The sequence below is a fragment of the Lysinibacillus sp. 1 U-2021 genome (assembly GCF_029916965.1).
Classification (GTDB): domain Bacteria; phylum Bacillota; class Bacilli; order Bacillales_A; family Planococcaceae; genus Lysinibacillus; species Lysinibacillus capsici.
In genome coordinates this window covers 938,419-957,262 of the sequence record NZ_CP123966.1, presented here as the reverse complement: position 1 = coordinate 957,262, position 18,844 = coordinate 938,419, and the positions used below count along the sequence as shown (strand labels likewise).

The window sequence follows — 18,844 nt, the reverse complement described above, 5'->3', positions numbered from 1 at the left end:
TCCAATCTTACTTTTATGGGGATTTTTTGTGTCTTTTGTAGACCCTTTGCTATGCGAGGGATTCCAAAGAGTTTTCCTGTATCTACAAGAATTTGAATCCATGGCATTATGAACAGGAATTACATCACTATATTCACTATTACAATCACAAACGAGTGAAGGCAAAATTAAAAGACCTAAGCCAGGTGGAGTACCGAAACTAAGGTCTTAGAAGTAGCTTAACTAAATATGTCTAACTTTTTTGGGTCAGCACATTTTGAAAAGTAAAATCAATTAACGATACAAAATTTATAACTAAAAACAAGTAGTTTCCAATGTAATTACCTTACTTTAAAAATAATATCTAATATAGAAAAAAACTATGATTATCATAGAAATGATTTAATAGATAAATGATGTAAACTTTTTTAAAATGAAGATGGCCTTATGAAAATGAGGACTATTAGATTGGAAAGGTGTTTTAGATTATGCTTAATGAAGTAGCAGGTATTAAAATTCCAGATTCTATTTTAGCAAGGGATGCACGAGATATTTTAAGAGACTACGGAAATGATTTACTTTGGAATCATTCGAACCGTGTATTTCTATTTGGTGCCATTATGGGAAAAGAGGCAAAAAAGAATTATGATCTAGAGTTACTGTATATCAGTGCATTATTCCACGATTTAGGATTAACAAAAGAGTATAGCAGTCCAGATTTACGATTTGAAGTAGATGGTGCAAATGCTGCAAGAAGCTTTTTGCAACAATATCAAGTTCCAGAAGAGTCAATTCGTCTTGTCTGGGATGCAATAGCATTGCATGTATCTCCTTCTGGATCAATAAATATTGGTTCCCAAAATTGATTACTTGTATTTATAGGAAATGACATGCCACCATTTGCGATCTCTGAATTATCCTGATATTGAACATTAATTACTGGCGCTTGATTTACGCTATTCTCGTCTTATACACAACTGTGTTTTATAACGAGCCTTCACCGCACAGGCGACTTTCATCGCATACGGCGATCCGTCAGCGGTAGATTTTTATACTTATTTCCCCTATCGTCATCATAATTACAAATTTAAAGTTAATCAATAGAAACACGACAAGGTAAAGAAATCTTAACGTACCACAATTTAGACAATAAAAATAACGCTAGCTTATGCTGCGTTTATGTTGTTTGTTGAGCATCCATTAGTCCGATTAACTCTACATATTGTTCTTGCGTAATTCTTTTCATCATTAAGAAAAGTGACAAATCTGATTCTAAGGAATCGTAGACATAATTACCTGAATTAATAACAATCTTTGCTGCTTTGTATACCATTTTATTTTCCCCCTAGAATTAATTCTTGTTGTACTAATATTTTTTCGGTGTTTAGTAATATAACAGCTTGTAATTCCTCTTGAGTAGTGACAGTGGGTTCTTTTGGTTGAGTTACAGACTCCCCGCTGATATGCCTTGACACTCTAAACATTTCTGAAACACCATCTACTGTGTATATTGTGACTTCAATATTATCCACGATTTCTTGAGTTAAAATATCAAGCAATTCTAACCCCTCCTTTAATTACTGCGTTAGCCTTCTTTTTTAAGAAAGTTCTAGAATTCGCAAATTCAATCGTAACTTTTAAGCTATCTACATAATAAGGTAAGCCTATTTTTTTTGAAATCGTACCCTTAGTTGTACTACTACTACCACCGCCGCCTATTATAGTTACCGACTCATTTTTAGGAATAGGATTATCGACACCTACTAGCCAGTCCATACTAATAACGTCCGTTAACCCGAAGGGGTTTGAATACTCCGTAGATTCTGGCAATATAAAGGTATGAGTAGCTGTTAACTTTTCATTTATATAAAACCTAACATATGCCGTCCCCACTTTCGTCCCATTACTAGCTGTGTAATTTGCTAGTTGAGCTTCAACCCCAATATGGGTAAAGAAAAAATCACCGTTTATCTCTATAAGAGTCGTTTCTGGTTTGCTTAAATCTGTGAATTCTGGTATCGATCCAGTGAATTCAGTAAATATATAATCTCCCCAGTTTTTAGCATCGCCAGTTTTCTGAATCAAATGATTAATCCCCAAGTTAATTCACCTCCACCCCAGATATATAAACATTGACTGCACTTGCCATACCAGCTATGAGTGTAATCGTTTCTGTCGCATTCATCACTGTTGATATATCAATTGTGACTGTATTCTTAGCAGTTACATCATATTGGTAAACTATCTCTGTACCTGCCATTATTACAGTAATAGTTGCACTAGATGTTGTTTTGTTGGTTAAGACAATATTTTTAACAATCGTAGTTGTGCCTGCTGGTACTGTATAAGCAGTTGTTGATGTTGTCCCTGCCGTACCTTTGTATAAACGTTTTGCTACTGTAGGCATTTAATTCACTCCCATCCAGTACATTATTTCTAAATCTTTCGTTTTGTTTTCTGCACTAACGGCTTTATCGTAAGCCATTTTAACCACATTGGCCGTAGCTGCTTGTGTTGTGCTTGCACTCGTTACTGTATTGTTTAGTTGTACATGACCAGCCTTAGAAGTTGAAGCCATCGTGCTTTCGTGAGTATTGAAATTTTGCTCTAAAGTTGCAACTTTTGCAGTCAATGTAGCAGCAATATTTTCATCCAATAAATCTTGTAAAGTTAAAAACCACGTATCAAACAACTCTTGTTCTTGCGTTCTCCAAGAATTAAATGCATCTGTCTGTTGATTACGCCATGTTGTAAAATCAGTTTTTTGAACTTGACTCCAGGTAGAAAAGTCATTTTGTTCATTTGCTTTCCAATTATTGAATATTACCTTTTGTTCTGCAATCCACTCTAATAGTTCAGCAGTATAGACACCACTCTGTACGTTAAACCAATAATCCCATTGTTGTTGGAATACACTAGTAGGCACACTAATTAAAGAGTGTACCACTCCACATAAATCCTCTTTCATTCGTTCATCAACAAGTGATGTTGGGTTTATCACAGTGCTGTTTGAATTTACCCGTACTTGTGCTAATGATAATTCATGGATGTATTGATCTCGTTGTAACGAGGGAGCTACTGGATTTACTGCTTCTTTCCCTTTTTTAACAAACACCTTAATATAACGATTGGCATTATATAAATCTAAACGTAAAACAATACGATCAATACGATTCAGCCCAATCTCAGTAATATCGTGTGTTAGTTCAACTGGTGTTGTGTTTTGATAGCTGTACCCTTTAATAATCGCTTGCCCCATATCAACTTTTGTTTTTAAACTATTTGAAACTACTGTTACTTGCATACCTGGTATGTTATTTTTGTGTAGTAGTCCACTAGAAAGCACATCACCAAAGTAATCTGCAAAATCACTAGCATAGTGCCAGCGCTCATCTCCTGGTGCACTATTAAAAAACTTAAATATTTCAGCCACTTTCATCCCTCCTATACTGCGTTGTAGCGTTTATGGTAGCTAATGTTTACGATTGCCCCCTGCACATCGTTATCAGCTGTATAATTGATGTCATTTTCTCCTAACTGTAATTTGAAAAACACACTATCTAAATCAAGCCAATTGATAACATCTCTGCGAGATCCACCCTCATCGACAAACTCAACAGACTTCGTGCCTGGTGTTGTATCGATCACCATCTTTTCACCTTCGGCGAGCGTTTGATTTACTTTAATGAATTCACCTGTTGTTACGTTTTCGATTTTAGGGTTATCTGCTGGTCCGAAAAACTCAATGTACAACGGTGCCGCAACATCCCCATCATTGTTAATGATACGTCGATCTCTCTGCATGCCCATTTGAAACGGGCCAGAAAAGGGAAACTGAAATAACGGTTGAAAGGCTGGCTCTTCATCAATTTTCAAACTGCGCCAATATGGATCAGGTGCGACAAAATTAATCATACTTTTTTGTAATGTTTTAGCTCTCCCATCACCGTCTGGAAATAACGGCACACTAGATGCAACAACTAAAATCTCTCGTACTAGATAGTCATTTTCATAACGTAATGTGCCAGGGCCAAGCTTAGGGTTAACAATACGTGCAACTTCTGTTCTTCGCCTTGATACGGTTTCATATCCACCTTCATCAAATGCATTGACGATTAAAAATGAAATTTCTATAGGACGTTCTTCTAAAAGTACGTCTATTAATACACTACCATCCTCATAAGGCACTTTTTGAGTTTGCAGATTAGCTGATACATCCCCTAACCCTGTTATTTCTTGCAAATAAAAAGGAGGACCGCCAAATGTGACGGACTCTCCAAAACGATTTGTGTATGTGACTATCTCCACTGAACGACCCCCTTTAACTATAAGCCATTTGTTGTGCTACTTTTTTCAATTGTCGTGCGTTTTCAGATGGGCTCAGAGCAGTTGGTGAATGTAAATGTACTTCTTGATGCACTCCTCCACTATTTACACCTTGAACACCTGTACCGTTTACCTCTACTTCAACCTTCACCTTATGTTCAATTTCCGTTTGAATAGCATTTACTGCATCATTAACATCGTTTATGATGTCACTTACATCCACAGCAGGTTGTAAAATATCTAACAATTTATCAGAGTCATTGATAGATAAAGCTGATTGGATTGTGGACTTAATACTATCAGCTATTGATTTTGCTTGTGCAAGTAAAGCAGGTGCCATATTAGCTAATCCCTGCTGCATACCCACAATGACATTACTGCCGATTTCAGGCATATCAGCAACCATAGCATTAAATTCATCTTTTGTACCTTCTCTAATGCCAGCTACAGCTAATTCCCACTCTGTTGCATATGTCTCAAGTTGTTTTGCTGTCTCTTCACGTAAAGCCTCTATTTGTTGATCTGTATCTTTACGCATACCAATCAATTCAAATTCTGCTTGTTGTCTTGCTAAATCGAATTTTTGATTATATAAATCTACATATTTTTGCAACTCTTCATCAGATAAACTATTTAAGGCTTGAAGTTCACCAAGTGCATTTGGCCCGAGTGCCTCTAACTGCTCAATCAGAGATTGGTCATCTATTCGACCGTACAGAGATTCTAGAGTTGAACGCCAATTAGTTAAGGCATTTACTTGCGATTGTAAATTGTTTAATAAATCTTTGCCAGATTTCTCATTTTTAGCGTTAAATTCATCAAAAATACCAAATGAACTATAAATAGCTTGTACTCGGCTAGAATAAGCCTTGTTATATTCATCATTTAATGCTTTTTCACCGTCAATTAGCTTCTGATTAGTATCTTGTATCTTTTTAAGATAATCGTTGTTAAGATTTACAAGTTCCGTGTGAATAGCTTTTTTCGCTTCCATGATTTTTTCTTCATAGTAGATACGTTCTTCTGACCCAGCTGTATAAGCTTCTATGAAAGTTTGATATGCTTCTAGTTCATCTGCGAGAGACATCGTATTAAGTTTCTTACGCTGTTCCACATAAGCTTTTTCTACTGCAAAACGCTCTTTCAGATTTTCCTCAATGATAGCTAATTGATCTTCGTAAGCCTTAGTGACTTCATCAATTTGGTCTTTTGCTTTCGTAAATTTTTCATACGCATCACCAACTTCAAAAGTGTGACTACCACCAGAGATATTTAAAGCATCAATAAACTGCACCCTAGCTTCTTCCCACTCTTTATTCAATGCAGCCATTTGCTTATTGTAATCTTCTTCAATCTTAATGCGTTCATCAGCGGAATGGGCACTTAATTCAACTAGCTTATCGTGTAAACTACCAATCGTATCAAGCGTTGCGTTCAGTTGATTAGTTGGAACCTTCGGCACAAACCACTGGGACATGTTGAGTGCTGTTTTAAGCGCTAAAGACTTCATACTCTCTATACCAACAATAACCCCTTTTACGACATTGACCCCTATCAGATCCCTTGTGAGGCGCGAGGGTGAGTGGATGTCTAAAGCCGACTGCATCGTCGTAGCAATGGATGTAGCTATTTCGCGTGCTTTAGACTCTAAAGGCCCTTGCATACTAGAAAGTCCATTCAGTAGGCCTTGTCCAGCCTGTCTACCAATCTCAGGTAATGAAGAAAAACCGTCGTTAGTAGCTTCAGTAATCCCTTTAACAGCTGCAGTCCATTCCTTGTGAAGATTATCAAGCTCAATTTCTGCATTTTCTTTCATGGAAGCAATGATTTGTTGTGTACTATCTTTTAAGCCTTTGAACTCTTTCTCAGCTTGTGTACGAGCAAGCTCGCCCATTTCTTGATACATATCACTGTATCGTTTTAGTTCTGTTTCGCTTAATGAATTAAGAGCTTTTAACTCACCAAGTGCTGCAGGACCCATTTGACGTAATTCTTCAAGTAACCCCTTGTCAATAGCCTTTTCGGATAGCTTTTCTACTTCAGCCTGCCAAGTTTTAAACCCATCTACTTGTGACTTTAAGTTGTTAAGCAAATCTTGACCAGACTTGTCTACTTTTATTTCAAATGCTTCAAAGATTCCGCCAAGATTACGTAAAGATTTCTCGCGATCCTTAACTGCATCTTCATAAACCTTTGTTAGCTTTTCTTCTTCATCTTTTAGGTTTTTATTAACGTCAGCTATTTTGGTAGCGTATTTTTCGTTAATAGTAGCAAGTTCTTCGCTCACAGCTTTCAATGCATTTTTATACTGGATTTGCGCTTTGATTTTAGCAGTAGTGCCATCAGTAAACGTCTTAAGAGCTTCTTCCCACAATCTAGCTTCTTGCGCGTTGCTAATTAACTCTAACTCTCGTTTACCTTCGATAAAGCTTTTCACTGAGTCTAATCGAGCTGTGTCGGCTTTTTCCTGAATGGCTTTAATCTTTTCAGCGTATTTTTCTTGAGCAGCAATAGATTTGGCTGCTGCATCTGCCTCTAGCTTTTTGATATGCGCTAGATCAGCTGCAGTTAACTTACGCTTAGCAGCCTGTGCTTTCAGATGGATTTGCTGTATGCTGTACGCTTTGTCTGTTTCGATCTTCGCAAGTTTAGTAGCATTTTCCTTGGATAACTTTTCGACTTGGGCATTTGAATTGTCAACAGTTTTTAGTATGACATTGACCATTTCAACCACGGCTTTTTCAAGAGCTGGCGAACGACCTTCTACGCCAACCAAAATGCCGTTTACAACATCAGCCCCTGGCCCAATCATCTCGCGCGCGGGCGAGTGAATTCCAAGCAATTTCTTAAATTTTTCTGGTATAGCATTAGCTATTTCGGATATTTTCGACTTAACACTACCCATCATACTGCTTATACCATTTACAAGGCCTTGAATAATATAGCGCCCTATTGATTCTAGATTAATGCTTTCTAAGAAAGATTTGGCTTTGTTCCAGCCATTCACAACAGCCGTTTTCACGTTATCCATCGCTGTCGTAACAGTTGTTTTAAATCCATTCCAAATCTTATCTATGACAGATTTAATGCCATTAAGGATAGATGTTGTCGCTGTTTTAATTCCTGTCCAAATGTTTTTCACAACATTAGCAATGGCATTTAGAATGCTTGAAATAACGTTTTTAATACCGTTCCAAACAGAACGTACAAGACCCGAAATACTCGTAAATAAATTATCTAAGAATGTCGCGATGCTTCTCCAAATATTCGTGAAAACAGATTTAATGCCATTTAACACCGTTGTGAAGAAGCTTTTGATACTGTTCCAAACTGACGTTATTGTTGACTTCATGCTATTGAAAACAGAAGTAACCAAACTTTTTAATGTATTTAAAGTATTTGTAAAGATACCTTTAATTGCTGTCCATACACCTTGCAAAAACGTCTTAGCTGTTGAACCAAATGCCTTTAATGGTCCTAGTAATTTACCTACGAAATAGAGATTAACAGCACCCCATACAGCTTGTAGTGCACCATTAAGTATTTGTTTAACCCCATCCCATACGCCTTTCCAGTCACCTTGGAATAATGATGAGAAGGTTTGAATGATTCCTAGGATTACCTTAGTTACTCCGTTAATGACGTTCTTTATTGCTTCCCATGTAGAAACAATAATCGCTTTTACGACTGGCCAAATGAACTGCATAATTGCGCCGATTGCAGACATGACTGTAGTTACAACAGTACCTATAGCTTTCCAAACAGTGGATGCAGTAGATTTAATGCTTTCTTGGTTCTCATTCCAGAATGAGGTGATTTGTGACCAGACCGATGAAATTAAGCTTCCTACTGCTGTGACAGCTGTAGAAATGGCCGTTTTGATCGCTGACCAAACAGTTTGCACCTGACTACGGAATGTTTCGTTTGTATTGTATAAACCTACAAAAATTGCTATTAAACCAGTGACCACACCAATTACAATGCCTACATTACTTGTTATGATTCCAAGTGCTGGACCTAATGCTGGAATTACTTTAGTTGCAAGATTTGCAATTGTAGTACCCAAAGTATTCAGCCTTGGTAAAAATGCAATAAATGACGATCCAACTTTTGTTATAGCTGGAATCAAACCTTTAAATAATGTCCCAAATGCAATGATGTTAGGTACTAATGCAAGTAAAATACCGCCGAATGAGATAAATCCTGCTATCAGGACACCAATCGTACGATTACCTTCCATCAAACTATTAGCAAACTCTAAAAACTTATTTGCTAGGTTGATAATGGTTGCACCAAGAGGAGCCATACCTATACCTAAATTCACAAGGAACTTCGTCAAATTGCCGATCAATGTCATCACACTTGGAGCAGTTTGATGTACATAATCAAGGAACTGTTGGAAGCCTTGGTTTTGACTTAGAGTAGCAGACCACTCTTTAAATCTAGCCATCATCGATACTAGACCGTCCATCATGTCTGAAGATGATCCGGCAAACGCACTAAAGAAATAAATAACCCCTGCTGTTGCATCACGGAATATCGCTCGAACCTTCGGCATATTCGTCGCAACATAATCCATGAATGATTGGAATTTTGCGCTATCACTTAAGCCATTTGCCCATTCAGCAAAACGTGCTGTCATCGCTTCAAACCCTTTTGCAGTACTCGCACTTAATGGAGCAAAAGCAGTTAACATGGATAGTAAACCTTTAAATAAGTTTCCAAAGGAGCGACTAAACGTTTCGAGCATTGTAGCCCCACTCGTATTAAGGTAATCCAAAAACTTTTGAATTGGTGGCGTAGCTATCGCTTTATTAAGTTGGTCCATTAAGTTTGCCACTGCTTGAACACTAGACAAAAACAGTGGTCTTAATTTAGTAAGTAATGCATCAGTAAATTGCATTGCACTTGTAAAAGCTTGTAAGACAGGTTTTTCTGTCTCAGTAACTAGCGATTGATATGTTTTTTTCATGTTGTCAAAAGAGGCTTTAGCACTCTTTTGCACTGAATTTAACTGTGCATTTTCATCAAACAACTTCTTGATTGTTGGTATTGCTACAGCTGCAAATGCTCCTGCTGCTGCACCTGCCGCTGTAAACGCGCCTACTAGTGCAAATGCTGAACCTGCTGTTACTCCTAACATGACACCCAAGTTAGCAATTGCAACCCCAACATTTGCAATAATAGGCACAATTGCTGGTAAGACAGCGATTAATGAACCTGATATCGTATGTTGTGCTAAATCACCAAAGGCTCGTAAATTAGAAGCAATGCGTTGAATCTTTCTTTGGAAATCTTCAATCCGAGCCTCAATTTTGATGACCACTTTTTCTCGTACTAATGCTGCAATACGCGCTCGGATTTCAGCCATACGTCTGTTAAATTCGCTAACGTCTGCCCCAATATCGACCCTAACATCATTGGCCGTTGTACGAATCGTATTTTGCACTTGGCGCATTCGAGCCATAAACTCTGTAATACGTGCACCAATCCGCGCTGAAAAATTACCGTTCATCTATCTCACCCTTTCTTACTTAAGTTTTCAGCCCACTTCTTCATAGCTTCTTGAGCTTTAGCATGACGTGTTGTATCGATTTTCTTTGATTCTTTCCATGCTTTATCTCCACCAGTGATGCGATCACGTGCTGATTTTGCATCGAATAAATCCTTCTCAATTCGTAGCTTTTTCTTGTTAGCAGCTATGCGATTAAATACAGCCATGCGAGCCATGTTGTCATAGTTGTCAACGACCTGCAGTAAAGCACCTTTTTTAAAAGCTTTGTACTCGTTAGGTGTCCAAGACATGATTAAGTCGACATCATACAAATTCATGTGCTGAGCAACGTCTGTTAGGACTTCGAGCCATTCTAAGCCAGCAACTCGGTTTTTGCGTCCAATAGCATCTGAACACCCTGAGCGTTCTCTTTCTTCTCTGCTTCTGTTCGGGCCATCCCTTTGAATAGCTCTAAGTTCTTCCAAAACGTCGTCACACTTTTTTTGAAAAAACCCGAAGCGTCAATTTCACGGAATGCTTCTTTAAATAATTGATCCGTATCGCCATCTTCTTCGATACGTGCTTCAAGAGCCTCTTCGATATCCGTGATTGAAGGACGTTTCTTTAAATGGGCCAGACCACAATCCCAAAATGCTTTTAATGCATCAATGTCATACTGTAGCAAGCCCGTATAAATGCCGTTAAAACCGCCTACCTCGTTTCCTTTGTCATCTTTTTGGTTGTAGTTTTTATCCGCCAGATTTTTAAATGCGAAACCGAATTTCGCCTCTTGTTGTGTACCTGCAATCGTTAATGTAGCCATTTGTTATAGCCTCCTAATTTTTATTATTAAAAATGAAAAAGAGCGCATAAGCGCCCTTCGTTATGCAGTAACTGTAACTGCAACTTCTGCTGATTTTTCACCACTCACTGTTCTAACTGTTACTGTTGCCGTCCCTGCTGCTAATCCTGTGATAAGACCTGTAGGCGATATCTTCGCAATCCCTATATCACTTGATGTAAACGTCACATTTTGATTAGACGCGTTGTCAGGAGTGACAACCACACTTAATTGCTTTGTAGCTCCTACTGCAAAGGATGTTGTTGCTGGAGTTACAGTAACACCTTCAACAGCTACTTCATCAGCTTGCTCAGCACCGAATTCACCAGTCTTCTCACCTGGTTCCTCGAATCCGTATCGAGCAAATTCAATGACTTCTGGTGGTAGTGGTTCTAACTCGCCTTTTTGTGATTTTCCGATAACTTGCAAAGTTGTCGATAATTCTTGGAATCCATCACCTGGGCTGGATTTTTCAACAGACTCTACTAATGTGTAGGCAAAAACTGCGTCATGTTTGCCATTAGCATTCAAGGTTAAATCCACTTCCCATACTTTTAGCTGTACCTCGTTATCGATAGCATCTAAAATTGCTTGCTGACCAGGATCATTTTTGTCACCAAACATTGTTGCTTCAAAGCTTTCTGAACGTTGACCATACGCTAGAATGCGGCCAAACTTTGTTTGTTCGTCTACTAACTCGCTCTCTTTTGAATGTGAGTTTTCAGTTAAGTTACCTAATAAGTAACCATCAGAACCTAATGCTGCGGTAGCAAGTTGGACCATTAAAACCGTGTCTTTACCGTTTTGCATAAGTGTTTTCCCTCCTAAAATAAAAACAGCCCATTTAGGACTGTCAGATGTTTTGTACTTTATATTGAATTGATAAAATGCCATGCTTTACATCGGGGCTATTATCGTCTATAACGCGAGATTCACGTCTTATGACACTTAATACTCTTGCGCCTGGTATGGAGTAATTTCGAGACATTAGAGCCTGCTGGCAAGCTGATAGCATTTCATACGTCTTACGCTTACCGCTGTAATCATCGTTATTCTTCCACCATGTGTGGATTGTAAAAGTTATGGTTTCGATATTGCTTGTTTTGGTATCAAATGGGCTCGTATAAGGCTCTGAGATTGCCACGTATGGATAAGGTGTATTCTCGTCTACTGCATCATAAACACCAAGATCATCTTCATCTTTTCTAGTGATGGCCGTTAGTGCTTCACATGCAGTTAACTTTTGAAAAATAGCTTTTTGAAGTTCAAAGAAAGGCAAGGCATAGTAATTACTCATAAGCCCAATCGCCTCATTTCTGTTTTAAAATATTCTTGTCCTGCATCAACTGCTGGGCCCCAGAATTGTTGAGCTTTCATCCCTTCTGTTGTTACATAACGGCCAAGCTTTAAACTGTAATAAGTCCAAGGTGTTCTGCGGCCATTTCCATTTTGAGCATAGATACCAGTACCGTACTCGACGTATATGGCATAATGAACGCCCACTGTAACAACAGCGTTATATTTACCAAGCATCTTCATCTCAATTGAGTCTCGCAAACTACCATCATCAACAGGAGCTAGAGCCTTGGCCTGTGTTTGTATAAGCCGTGCTGTCTCATAAACAATATCTGATATCTTATCCAGTAGCCCTTCTTCAAATCTACGTGCAGCTCTCATTAATTGACGACCTGAATAAGTAATCCTAGCCATTATTCAGTCACCAACTTTAATGCCACACGCATGATTTCGTGTTGACCACCTTGGTCTTCGGCTCGACCTGCAAATTCGTATATCTCACCTTCATAGCGAAGTCGCATGCTAGAAGTTAAATCGGTTCTGTAAGGGTAATACATATATCTTTGTAACGGATTACCAAGTTGTTGAGCATAATACTGCTCTTTACTGGTTGGTGTATCGACAAAAGCTTCCAAGGTAGCAACAGGAAACCATTTAGTTTCAAAACCTCCACCACCATCCGATACCTTTTTCTTCTGAACTATTTCAACTTCATGAGGAAATTCATCGTAATGCATGGAATTTCACCCTCTTGTATGGCCTTAGATACGTCCAGATAGCTTTCGGAAACTCAGTATCATAACTATACGAGACAGTCCCCATCGTGCGCCCTGCTAGACCTGTTGTTTGCATATTAAACTGAATCGCTTTAGCGATGAATAGCTTAACGGCAAGTGGCATTTCGGACGGTTCCCACTTACCATTACAATGGTCTTTCGCTACTTCAAATAAAATAGGAGCCATTGCACGATAAAATCCATCATGCTTAGCTCCTGTAACATTATTCAATTGCTTTAGCTGATCTAATTCTTCTTGTGTTGGTTCCCACATAAGACCACCTACTTTTCTGTTTCATCATCTGTTTCTGATTTCTTCGCAGGAGCACGTCTTGGCTTTGGTGCTTCTACCTCTTCAAATTCATCAGTACGTAAAAGACGGGCACCATGCTCCTCAGTGACCGCCCATGTGATATCTGTTTTTAAGTTTTTAACAAACACGTAGAACCCTCCTTATTGCGGACGTTTTGCTGATAACACTGCTAAAGCTTCTGGTCTTGTCACTTTGGCACCGTACAGGTGAAGCCCTTTCACTGCATCAGCAAAACGTTTCTCCATGCGGTAACCTTCTACTTGTGCTGCTTGTTCCGCATACGTCCAAGCCATGTTATGACCTGCAATGATTTTAGAGTTTGCGATCACTCCAGAATCTGCTGCAATAGTAGGAGCATTGTTAGATTTCATTAATAAAAAGCCTGCAGCACGACCAACCACACCATTAATTAAACGATCATCAGCCGGGAGTGCGCCAGAACCTACAAAGCGATCATCTTTCAGTAAGAGACCCTCAAACCAAGGTGGCAGAACAGCAAAACGCCCTTCTGTTGGAATGTTTGATTCATCGAGTTTAGTCGAAAGGTCTACTAGGTATTCATAAGCATTTTCCTTTGTCACATCAATAGGTGCTGCATCTGTACCAATTACATTCGTAGCATGTACATAATGTGAAGCAATAAATTGATCTGCTACATTTGATAATGCATAAGCTGCCTCTCGCATTGCAGCATCCATTAGCTTCGGATTTTGTTGGATTTTATCTAAGTCATCAATTTGGAAATTGAAGAATTTAGACTGATCAATCACTAAATTACGAGTGTTATCAGAAAGCTCTTCTGGATCAGTCATATCCGTGTTACGTGCGTAGTTGCCTACTGACACTGCACCAATGCCGTTAATTTTTACAGTATCACCATAAGCCTTGATTTCACCTTCATAATCACGATTAATTACACCTTCTTGGCCGAAAACTAAAGTCTTTTGTAAGTTGTGTAATAGTCGAGCTGACCAGATTGTTGGAATAAAGTTTGTTGTTGCCATAATAATGTTTCCTCCTTACCGATAATCGGTTATAGTAATTTGTTTTTAACGATTTCATCCCAGTTAGCATTGATTTCTTCAGTAGTCATTTTCAGTACTGCCTCTTTTGTCAATGCTGTTAGTTTACCGCCTTTTGGTGGTGGTGGCGTTCCTCCATCTTTGAAGCGTTTATCAACTTCTGCTTGTACAGCCGCATTAAATTCAGCTTCTAAGATGCCTAAATTAGCAGTTGTCTTTTCTGCATCCTCACCTACAAAGAACTCTACTAATTTGGCTGGCAAGCTCTTTTCAGTAGCAGTAGATAACGCTTGATTAAATAGCTTTTCACGCGCTGCTTCTTTTTGAGATTGCTCAAATTGTGCTTTTAAATCGCGTAACTGTTTTGCTTCTTCTGATTCAGGTGGATAACGCTTGGAAATCTCATCTTCTAATTTCTTTGGAAGAGTTTTAGTTTCATAAGTCTTAATAGCATCAGTTACTCGAGTATCAGCAAATGACTGTAGCCATTTCTTACCCTCATCATTGTCATTTAGAAATGATTGAACCGATTCGAGCGTCAACGCAGCCCCTTGACCGTTTCCTCCTGATGCTGGCTCCGGTGTAGGTTCAGGCGTTGGTTCTGGATTAGGATCTCCTTCTCCCGCAAGCATTTGAATATCTAAAGGTATTAACGTTTTAAGATTAAATGGATTTTGATTCATAATTTCCTCCTTGCCCAATTTAGTTATTCATAAGAATCCCTAAACTGTTCAAAAGTGTATTTGTTCTCGTTCTTTATAGCGTCTACGAGAGAAAAGACAAAATGTTATTCATTACAAGCAATCGATTTATTCGCCCACATAACTGTTTGTTCAAGGTTTGTTTGTGCTAATGATTTTTCACGACTATTAGGACATAGTTCGTCAATCATGTGCGCCAACTCTTTTGCCTTGCTCCGCAGCGCTTCGTAACGCGCTGTTTGGTCACCTTTAGGCGAGTGATAAGAATAGCTGTTTTCAATTATCGGATTAACATAATCCCCAATTTTCTTTTCCATTTCAGTTACCTTCTTTCAAAGTTATTTACTAGATAAGCTCTAGCAGCTAGATACGATGTTTCTCATTTGGATCACCTTTACCTTTCTGCTATTACAGCAACAGCCCATGCAATGATTAGCAGCCACAAAGTAGTCCATCCTGGATGGTGATAGATGATTTCTAAAACTTCGCTCACGCTCACACCTTCTTTCGTCTTGGTCGCATAAATGTTTTAACGAACCAGTGAGAATCTGCTACAGCTCGTTTAGGCATATCTGCAATAACTGGTTCAGGTTCTGTAAACATTTCTTGGTTAAAGACTACAGATGGTATTGAACGACCTTGCCCAGCTAGAATAATTCCTTTGGTCATGAGCACTAGAAAACTCCCAACGCAGATTAAAATTAAAAAGCCAACGAAAATTAGCATGTTATTCACCACCTTTTAGGCAAAATAAAAAGCCGTCCTGTGACGACTAAAATTTCAAATCATTTTGTTTCAATACTTGATATAAAACGATGGATAATCTGTTCACCATTTCCTCGTCTTGTTCCTCATACCCAGCTTCATTCAACATAGCGTGAACTAACTCGTGGACAAATACTTGTTCTTTCTTGCTCTCACTCATCGAGGAATCAATATCAATTCTAGATTCAGCATAGATTACTTGCCCCATAAGACTGTGTGTCTTAAGCAAGCCCTCTTGGTATTGCACTGTATAATCAATACCAGCAACATTTACTTGTAGTGGAATAGTCATTCAATCTCTCCCTTTTTAGAAAAGAATAAAAAAACACCTATTCAGTGACTAAATAAAGTTTTATAATTCTGTTCAAAATATAACTTCTCTTTTTCTCTATACAATTCACAATACTTATCAAATTCTTCATCTGTTAAAGAATTAAGAGCCGAAATCTCGTTTAAACCCTTAGGACCAAGACCGTTTAATTCCTTTAGTAAACCAATATCAATATTACGTTTAGCTAGTTTAGCAATTTCAGTTTTCCATTGAGTAAATTCGGCAAGCTTTTTCTCAGCATCATTTGTAGTACCTGATTCATTCGTTGATTCAGATACATGAACTTCAGGTTTAACTGTAAGTGCTTTATGTGAAGTAAGTGCTTTATACAACTCTACAATTTCCTTAACGTCGCCTTTAAATGTTTCAAATACTTCTACTTCACCAAATTTACTTGATCGTGAATATTCCACATCTACACCTCTCCACTAAATTTTTTCTTCCACTCTTCATAACTCATAAATGGCACTACAACACTTGGTGGCTTCACCTGTTTGTATGCTTTGTTAAATGCCTGTCTATACGTTAACCCCATGTCCTCCATATAAGCATCGATTCTAGCAGCCAATTTCTTTTGGTACGTATCATCCATGTAGTCTCTGCCTCGCCTGTACTCAGGTAGTTTGCCGTTGACCATGAAAATCGTATGGCAGCGACACTGGATATCCATTGAAGCAATGCCCCAAAGCCGCGGAGCTTTCGATTTCCACTTGCCATAGTGATAGTAGCCATCTTTATCAGCTTTCTGGCCGTCTAGCTTTCTATGAGATTTACGAACCCTCGTATCAAGTGATGACATCCATACCTTGGTTAGCCGCGCTGTTTTACTCGCCTGTTCCTCAATGGCTAGATCAACCTGAGACCTCACACGACCACCTTCTGTACGAGCAACTAGGATAGCTTTCTTACGTGTCCACCCCATGGCGTTTTCAATCCTGATAGCCATATCGGTGTAACTTTCACCTGCTTGTAGGCTCTGAGCTATCTCGATGTTTAACCGTCTGATAATATCATTTCTGTGAGCCTCAAATATCTTAGGCAACGTCAAAAATTCAACTGGATTAGTTAACGCTGCTTGAATCACCTCAGCAGATGGTATTTTAAAGCCCATTTCCTCACCTGTTGACTGCTGTAGCAAATATGCCATCAATAAGTACCTCTCGATGTAAAGTCGCTCCTGTGAAGCTTGTATGAGCTTGATAATCTCTTTATAATCAGCATTTAGTTGTTGAGCAATTAATTTCATCTCTTGGTTAAAGCGATTGTACTTATTGACATCAGTCCAAGTAGCTTCACCGTTTCTACCAAACTTCCGATGCATGTCTAACATTTGGGCAAGAATAGACTTTAAACGTCGTGCAAACACAACCTCAATGTCCCTTTCAGCTTTAGTTTCTAAATCATCTAAGATACGATTGATTTCCTGTTGATTCATCGGCTAACCTCTCCTGATCCACCGCATTTCTTACATACAATTTGCTTCCCTGTTTTAGTGCTTGTTACTTCACCAGTACCTCCACATTCTTCGCACATCTTTTTGCTACTTAATGATGTATTCTTCTCCTCTTTTTTCTTTGGGAAGATGTCGTCCATTTCTTGGTCTTTGAAATCATCTAAAGGTTCAAGCTCATTGCCAAACAATTGAGCATCCTTCTGCATTTCTTCAAGTTCATACTCCACATCATCAACAATTGACAACTTAGAAAGGCGAGTACGCTCTGACACTAACCCTTTTAACGCTTGTGAAGCCTGAGCCTCGGACAGTAAATCAATTGGAATGTTTCGCTTGTACTCATACCAAACTTTCAAGTAATCGTCCTTAGAGCAAATACCCTTCTTGGCCCATGCAGTACATAGCACTTTAAATTGGTAACGTAAAGCCGTCGTAAACTTTCGCTCCATCGTTTTGCATTTATTCTCAAGCGCCATAAGTTTATATTTCATTGCTACGCCACTAGCATTACCTGCAAACGATTCATCGCTGAAATTTACACTCTTAGCTAGGCGCATGATGTTCTCTTCTAAGCGATCCAAATGGTTCTCAATCATTTGGTCGTTAACATCTTTGGTTAGATATTTAATGTCGTCATTCTCACCCATCAATTCAAAGATACCTGTTCGAGCAACATTCTTCGCATCTTCTTCATCCATCCCCATACCTTTAAGTACTAGGTAGGCCAATCGGAACTGTTCAATCTCGTTTGATGCATCAGATAATGTTCGATCATAAGCATCGATGAGGTTATACACCTTGTCTGCATCACCCTGCAGCTCCTCATTATTGGGAACACCGAATAAAGGGCAATAATCAAATAAGTGCTTCCTTTCGTCTTTCAAAACAAATGGTGAATCAGTATCAGAGCGAGTGTAGAGTCGTTCAGTTGTTGCATCATAAAACACCAGCTGCTCAATCTCTACTTTTTCTCCCTCAGCATCTAGTTCAGCACTTTTGAAGTATCGCAGTGCGTATTTTGGTTCACTTACATCTGCTGTTTCAGAAAGGATGATAGTTTCCCATGGATCAATTGTTGTAACTCGTTCATTTCCATCGGTATCAATATAAAGCAGTCTTGCTGAATAGCCACAAATAGCTGTTTTTTTGCCAGATTCACTGTCCAAATCATCGACAGAATTACGCAAATTAAAAAGCTCAATCGCCTCAGATAATTTATCAAGGCCTTGAGCTTGCTTGTCTACTACGTATGAGATTGGATTACCAAACATGTAGCCAACCTTTGTATCTACTATTTCAGCGTCTAAAGGGTTATTGAGTGTGTTGTTTACTTTGTCGTCAACACGGACCACATGATCATTCCCTTGGGCGTAATCGGTTGGTTTACGTGTTAAAATCGGTACTGCGGATAGTTCAGCTTTGTACCGATTGTAGTTGAGTAATCGCTTGTTTCGTTCAGTTTTAGTTTCTGAAACGAGCTTATCAAGTAATAAAGGTGTAACACCTTTCGCATCGATATAAGCAATGTATTCGTTCACTGTACCACC

Annotated in this window: 23 protein-coding genes and 2 pseudogenes; 2 read left to right on the top strand and 23 right to left on the bottom strand. The window is 38.7% G+C overall.

Annotation, left to right across the window (positions count from 1 at the left end; genetic code table 11):
* Positions 1-73: 73 nt before the first annotated feature.
* Both QH639_RS05070 and QH639_RS05065 read left to right on the top strand, forming a co-directional pair.
* Positions 74-203: pseudogene (locus QH639_RS05070) on the top strand (IS3 family transposase); the annotation flags it as partial.
* A gap of 264 nt (positions 204-467) precedes the next feature.
* Positions 468-809, top strand: a pseudogene (locus tag QH639_RS05065) (HD domain-containing protein); the annotation flags it as partial.
* A 347-nt stretch (positions 810-1,156) separates the two neighbouring features.
* Here QH639_RS05065 and QH639_RS05060 read toward each other — a convergent pair.
* From QH639_RS05060 to QH639_RS04950, 23 genes are all read right to left on the bottom strand, one after another.
* The gene (locus QH639_RS05060) at positions 1,157-1,312 is read right to left on the bottom strand and encodes a hypothetical protein (protein WP_281115747.1); all 156 of its coding nucleotides are present in this window, start codon (positions 1,310-1,312) and stop codon (positions 1,157-1,159) included.
* Between the two features lies 1 nt (position 1,313).
* On the bottom strand, positions 1,314-1,538 hold the full coding sequence (locus tag QH639_RS05055) for a hypothetical protein (RefSeq protein ID WP_281115746.1): 225 nt from the start codon (positions 1,536-1,538) through the stop codon (positions 1,314-1,316).
* Positions 1,531-2,079, bottom strand: a complete 549-nt coding sequence (locus QH639_RS05050; RefSeq protein WP_281115745.1) for a hypothetical protein — start codon at positions 2,077-2,079, stop codon at positions 1,531-1,533. Before QH639_RS05050 ends, QH639_RS05055 begins: the two co-directional genes overlap by 8 nt.
* 1 nt (position 2,080) lies before the next feature.
* Positions 2,081-2,386 (bottom strand): hypothetical protein, encoded by a 306-nt coding sequence (locus tag QH639_RS05045; RefSeq protein WP_281115744.1) that lies wholly within the window; start codon positions 2,384-2,386, stop codon positions 2,081-2,083.
* Positions 2,387-3,412 (bottom strand): phage tail protein, encoded by a 1,026-nt coding sequence (locus QH639_RS05040; protein WP_281115743.1) that lies wholly within the window; start codon positions 3,410-3,412, stop codon positions 2,387-2,389. It abuts the gene before it with no gap.
* 11 nt (positions 3,413-3,423) lie between these two features.
* Complete coding sequence (locus QH639_RS05035; RefSeq protein ID WP_281115742.1) at positions 3,424-4,287, bottom strand: phage tail family protein; 864 nt, start codon at positions 4,285-4,287, stop codon at positions 3,424-3,426.
* Between the two features lie 13 nt (positions 4,288-4,300).
* A complete protein-coding gene (locus QH639_RS05030) occupies positions 4,301-9,820 on the bottom strand; it encodes a hypothetical protein (RefSeq protein WP_281115741.1) in 5,520 nt (1,839 codons plus the stop codon).
* Between the two features lie 5 nt (positions 9,821-9,825).
* The gene (locus QH639_RS05025; protein WP_131522660.1) at positions 9,826-10,137 is read right to left on the bottom strand and encodes a hypothetical protein; all 312 of its coding nucleotides are present in this window, start codon (positions 10,135-10,137) and stop codon (positions 9,826-9,828) included.
* 35 nt (positions 10,138-10,172) lie between these two features.
* Complete coding sequence (locus QH639_RS05020; RefSeq protein WP_281115740.1) at positions 10,173-10,622, bottom strand: tail assembly chaperone; 450 nt, start codon at positions 10,620-10,622, stop codon at positions 10,173-10,175.
* Between the two features lie 60 nt (positions 10,623-10,682).
* The gene (locus tag QH639_RS05015; protein ID WP_281115739.1) at positions 10,683-11,450 is read right to left on the bottom strand and encodes a phage major tail protein, TP901-1 family; all 768 of its coding nucleotides are present in this window, start codon (positions 11,448-11,450) and stop codon (positions 10,683-10,685) included.
* 43 nt (positions 11,451-11,493) lie between these two features.
* Positions 11,494-11,937, bottom strand: coding sequence for a DUF3168 domain-containing protein (locus tag QH639_RS05010; protein ID WP_281115738.1), 444 nt, complete (start codon positions 11,935-11,937; stop codon positions 11,494-11,496).
* Positions 11,934-12,350, bottom strand: a complete 417-nt coding sequence (locus tag QH639_RS05005; protein ID WP_281115737.1) for an HK97-gp10 family putative phage morphogenesis protein — start codon at positions 12,348-12,350, stop codon at positions 11,934-11,936. Before QH639_RS05005 ends, QH639_RS05010 begins: the two co-directional genes overlap by 4 nt.
* The gene (locus tag QH639_RS05000; protein ID WP_281115736.1) at positions 12,350-12,673 is read right to left on the bottom strand and encodes a phage head closure protein; all 324 of its coding nucleotides are present in this window, start codon (positions 12,671-12,673) and stop codon (positions 12,350-12,352) included. The genes QH639_RS05005 and QH639_RS05000 overlap by 1 nt, the downstream gene beginning before the upstream one ends.
* Positions 12,660-12,986, bottom strand: coding sequence for a head-tail connector protein (locus tag QH639_RS04995; protein ID WP_281115735.1), 327 nt, complete (start codon positions 12,984-12,986; stop codon positions 12,660-12,662). The genes QH639_RS05000 and QH639_RS04995 overlap by 14 nt, the downstream gene beginning before the upstream one ends.
* Before the next feature lie 8 nt (positions 12,987-12,994).
* Complete coding sequence (locus QH639_RS04990) at positions 12,995-13,153, bottom strand: DUF7302 family protein (RefSeq protein ID WP_281115734.1); 159 nt, start codon at positions 13,151-13,153, stop codon at positions 12,995-12,997.
* 12 nt (positions 13,154-13,165) lie between these two features.
* Positions 13,166-14,029 (bottom strand): phage major capsid protein, encoded by an 864-nt coding sequence (locus QH639_RS04985; protein WP_281115733.1) that lies wholly within the window; start codon positions 14,027-14,029, stop codon positions 13,166-13,168.
* A gap of 29 nt (positions 14,030-14,058) precedes the next feature.
* A complete protein-coding gene (locus tag QH639_RS04980) occupies positions 14,059-14,730 on the bottom strand; it encodes a DUF4355 domain-containing protein (RefSeq protein ID WP_281115732.1) in 672 nt (223 codons plus the stop codon).
* A 104-nt stretch (positions 14,731-14,834) separates the two neighbouring features.
* Positions 14,835-15,065 (bottom strand): Acb2/Tad1 domain-containing protein, encoded by a 231-nt coding sequence (locus QH639_RS04975; RefSeq protein WP_258860542.1) that lies wholly within the window; start codon positions 15,063-15,065, stop codon positions 14,835-14,837.
* 178 nt (positions 15,066-15,243) lie between these two features.
* Positions 15,244-15,474, bottom strand: coding sequence for a hypothetical protein (locus tag QH639_RS04970; protein WP_281115731.1), 231 nt, complete (start codon positions 15,472-15,474; stop codon positions 15,244-15,246).
* A gap of 46 nt (positions 15,475-15,520) precedes the next feature.
* Positions 15,521-15,805, bottom strand: a complete 285-nt coding sequence (locus QH639_RS04965) for an ImmA/IrrE family metallo-endopeptidase (protein WP_258860544.1) — start codon at positions 15,803-15,805, stop codon at positions 15,521-15,523.
* A gap of 41 nt (positions 15,806-15,846) precedes the next feature.
* On the bottom strand, positions 15,847-16,257 hold the full coding sequence (locus QH639_RS04960; RefSeq protein WP_281115730.1) for a hypothetical protein: 411 nt from the start codon (positions 16,255-16,257) through the stop codon (positions 15,847-15,849).
* 2 nt (positions 16,258-16,259) lie between these two features.
* On the bottom strand, positions 16,260-17,279 hold the full coding sequence (locus QH639_RS04955; RefSeq protein WP_281115729.1) for a phage head morphogenesis protein: 1,020 nt from the start codon (positions 17,277-17,279) through the stop codon (positions 16,260-16,262).
* Positions 17,276-18,835 carry a phage portal protein gene (locus QH639_RS04950; RefSeq protein ID WP_281115728.1) on the bottom strand — a complete coding sequence of 520 codons (1,560 nt, stop codon included), beginning with the start codon at positions 18,833-18,835 and terminating at the stop codon, positions 17,276-17,278. The genes QH639_RS04955 and QH639_RS04950 overlap by 4 nt, the downstream gene beginning before the upstream one ends.
* Between the last annotated feature and the right edge of the window lie 9 nt (positions 18,836-18,844).

Excerpts from the sequence above, each read along its gene's own strand:
- QH639_RS05060 (WP_281115747.1), bottom strand. The coding sequence starts at position 1,312 with ATGGTATACAAAGCAGCAAAGATTGTTATTAATTCAGGTAATTATGTC.
- QH639_RS05045 (WP_281115744.1), bottom strand. The coding sequence starts at position 2,386 with ATGCCTACAGTAGCAAAACGTTTATACAAAGGTACGGCAGGGACAACA.
- QH639_RS05030 (WP_281115741.1), bottom strand. The coding sequence starts at position 9,820 with ATGAACGGTAATTTTTCAGCGCGGATTGGTGCACGTATTACAGAGTTT.
- QH639_RS05025 (WP_131522660.1), bottom strand. The coding sequence starts at position 10,137 with ATGAATTTGTATGATGTCGACTTAATCATGTCTTGGACACCTAACGAG.
- QH639_RS05020 (WP_281115740.1), bottom strand. The coding sequence starts at position 10,622 with ATGGCTACATTAACGATTGCAGGTACACAACAAGAGGCGAAATTCGGT.
- QH639_RS05015 (WP_281115739.1), bottom strand. The coding sequence starts at position 11,450 with ATGCAAAACGGTAAAGACACGGTTTTAATGGTCCAACTTGCTACCGCA.
- QH639_RS05010 (WP_281115738.1), bottom strand. The coding sequence starts at position 11,937 with ATGAGTAATTACTATGCCTTGCCTTTCTTTGAACTTCAAAAAGCTATT.
- QH639_RS05005 (WP_281115737.1), bottom strand. The coding sequence starts at position 12,350 with ATGGCTAGGATTACTTATTCAGGTCGTCAATTAATGAGAGCTGCACGT.
- QH639_RS05000 (WP_281115736.1), bottom strand. The coding sequence starts at position 12,673 with ATGCATTACGATGAATTTCCTCATGAAGTTGAAATAGTTCAGAAGAAA.
- QH639_RS04995 (WP_281115735.1), bottom strand. The coding sequence starts at position 12,986 with ATGTGGGAACCAACACAAGAAGAATTAGATCAGCTAAAGCAATTGAAT.
- QH639_RS04985 (WP_281115733.1), bottom strand. The coding sequence starts at position 14,029 with ATGGCAACAACAAACTTTATTCCAACAATCTGGTCAGCTCGACTATTA.
- QH639_RS04980 (WP_281115732.1), bottom strand. The coding sequence starts at position 14,730 with ATGAATCAAAATCCATTTAATCTTAAAACGTTAATACCTTTAGATATT.
- QH639_RS04975 (WP_258860542.1), bottom strand. The coding sequence starts at position 15,065 with ATGGAAAAGAAAATTGGGGATTATGTTAATCCGATAATTGAAAACAGC.
- QH639_RS04970 (WP_281115731.1), bottom strand. The coding sequence starts at position 15,474 with ATGCTAATTTTCGTTGGCTTTTTAATTTTAATCTGCGTTGGGAGTTTT.
- QH639_RS04965 (WP_258860544.1), bottom strand. The coding sequence starts at position 15,805 with ATGACTATTCCACTACAAGTAAATGTTGCTGGTATTGATTATACAGTG.
- QH639_RS04955 (WP_281115729.1), bottom strand. The coding sequence starts at position 17,279 with ATGAATCAACAGGAAATCAATCGTATCTTAGATGATTTAGAAACTAAA.